This is a genomic window from Methanospirillum sp. (genome assembly GCF_035406105.1).
Lineage (GTDB): Archaea > Halobacteriota > Methanomicrobia > Methanomicrobiales > Methanospirillaceae > Methanospirillum.
The window spans coordinates 1-2,362 of sequence record NZ_DAONKG010000295.1 but is presented as its reverse complement, the minus strand read 5'-3'; the positions used below and the strand labels follow the sequence as shown (position 1 = coordinate 2,362).

The following is a 2,362-nucleotide window of genomic DNA, read 5'->3' as shown; positions in this document are numbered from 1 at the left end:
ATGCGGGATACTTCGCTTGAGATCGCCCTTGAAAGCCTAGGCTCCTTAACCCGGGGCATTGAGATCGTAGATGGCGGTGTTCATCATATCCCGGCAGTTAGCCTTCTTGAATCATTTCCCTACAAGTATATGATCCGGCTCCCTCAGCGGGATATCAACCCGTCCAGTATTCTTGAACCGATCAGGCAGGCTGCGGTAGCGGTGATTACCGAACGGTTTGAGTTTGCCTCTGAGATAGGAGCTGAAGTGGTGGTTGATCCAGGATATGTCACATCATCTGCTGATCGCCCCCATGCAAAACGGCAGCTTGCGAGATCATGTGGTGATATTATCAGGGCTGCAGATGAATTTGGAATCAGGTTTTTATTCAGGAATATGGGGAGGGGTGAAGGGTATATGGTCAGGTATCCTGAAGATCTCAATCTCATCACTCAGGTTCCTTTGGCCCTTGACATCGGCCATGCCCATGTGAACGGATGTTTACCCGGATTTCTGCATGAATCCGCGAGCAGATGCCTGTATCTCTACGATTGTCGGGAGTTTTCAGAAGAGCACCTTGAGATAGGCAGAGGATCTATCCACTTTGAACAGGTGGCTGCGAGTATGTTTGCAAATGGTGCAAGAGGGGTTATTGATGTTCCGACGTTCAGGGCAGCCCATAACAGCCTGGTAGCACTTCGAAGATTTGGGATTGGATGAACCGGGCATGAAAAAATACACCCTGTACTCCTGGAATGTGAATGGCATCAGAGCCGTCAGTGGCAAGGAGGTACTCCCCGGCATCTCATTTCCACAATTTCTTATTCATGAATAACCTGATATCCTCTGTCTGCAGGAGACCAAAGCAGATAGCCATACACTGCCGCCGGAGATCACCAGAATTCCCGGGTACTTCTTTTACATAAATCCGGCTATACGGAAAGGATACAGCGGGGTTGCGATGTATTCGAGGACCGAACCCGTATCCATCGAGCGGGGAGGACTCTCTCCTGAATTTGATACAGAAGGAAGGATTATTATCGCACGATATCCTGAGTTTGTCCTTTTAAATGTCTATTTTCCGAATGGGGGAGCATCTGATGAACGACTTGCATTTAAACTCAGGTTCTATGATGCGTTCCTTGAGAAGATCAAAGCCATGCAAGCCGCAGGGGAGCGGATCATATTCTGCGGAGATGTCAATACTGCCCATAAACCGATCGACCTTGCACGGCCAAAGGAGAATGAACAGGTGTCAGGGTTTCTGCCTGTTGAGCGGGAATGGATTGACCGGGTTATTGACGCCGGGTTTTTTGACAGCTTCAGACTCTTTTCTGATGAACCGGAGCAGTATAGCTGGTGGGATTACAAGACACGGGCACGGGCACGAAATGTCGGCTGGAGAATTGATTATTTCTTTGTGAATGCAGCAGTACGACCGTTCATTACCGGGGCAGGAATCAGAAATGACATCATGGGATCAGATCACTGCCCGGTTACGCTCACGGTGGAATTTCCATAGCAGGTTTATTTTTTGGTTTGTGTATCCTTTGCAGAAATCCCATAGTGTTTTCGTAAGAATTCCCGGATACTTTCTGATTCAATCCATCCTTTATCGAGTTGATCGACGATCCGGTTTACCTGAGCGATCTGGTTGGCGATATGTCCGGCATATTCTCCGCCCTGGAGATCATTATACCCGGCAATCACCTGAAGCGGGTTTCTGATATGATCATTGAGGACGGCAAACTGTTCGATGTACTTCTCAATAGCGATCAGGGCCTTCTTCTTTGCTTCCTCATTTGCCCGCATCTCGCTGATGTCTGAAACGATCCCAACCGTTTTTATCTGTTGATAATTATTATTGCACAAAGCCACGGCCTTGATAATCCAGGTCTGGTACATCCCGTTCCGGTGTCTGATACGAAGCTCTTCTGTGATAGGCTCTCCGGTCAGAACATGGTGAATAAAGGCACTTTTCACTTTTCCAACATCATCTTCATGAATCAGACTGGTCCAGCCGGTGAGCGTCCTGACCCGGGCCGATGATTCAAGACCAAGCCATTTCTCGATATCACCAAACCACAATATCTCATCCGTCTTCTGGTCATACTCAAAGATAAGATCGGTCGCAATATGAGATGCTATCTTGAATCGTTCCTCGCTGATACGAATGGCTTCTTCAGCATCCTTTTGAGATGAGATGTCCTCAAAAGTCTCGATGGCACCAATGGTCACCCCCTTTTCATTAACAAGGCGTGCCGACGTGCTCATGATCCATTTTCCTGTCTCCCCAATATGAGGGAAAAAGTCAACCACCTCGTATGCCCCCGGTACGGTTGGTGAGGGAGAGTACAGGGAAGGGTACCACTGATCAAGCAGT

3 protein-coding genes are annotated in these 2,362 nt (G+C 48.2%); 2 read left to right on the top strand and 1 reads right to left on the bottom strand.

Translation table 11 applies throughout. The features are described 5' to 3' along the window. Both PLA23_RS12605 and xth read left to right on the top strand, forming a co-directional pair. A partial coding sequence (locus tag PLA23_RS12605; RefSeq protein WP_324475405.1) for a sugar phosphate isomerase/epimerase family protein occupies positions 1-699 on the top strand: 699 nt, incomplete at its 5' end. A 121-nt stretch (positions 700-820) separates the two neighbouring features. Continuing rightward, positions 821-1,501, top strand: coding sequence for an exodeoxyribonuclease III (gene xth, locus PLA23_RS12600; protein ID WP_324475406.1), 681 nt, complete (start codon positions 821-823; stop codon positions 1,499-1,501). A 5-nt stretch (positions 1,502-1,506) separates the two neighbouring features. On the opposite strand, the gene PLA23_RS12595 is transcribed toward xth, so the two are convergent. After that, positions 1,507-2,362 (bottom strand): PAS domain-containing protein (locus PLA23_RS12595; protein WP_324475404.1); only part of this gene is annotated, 856 nt, incomplete at its 5' end.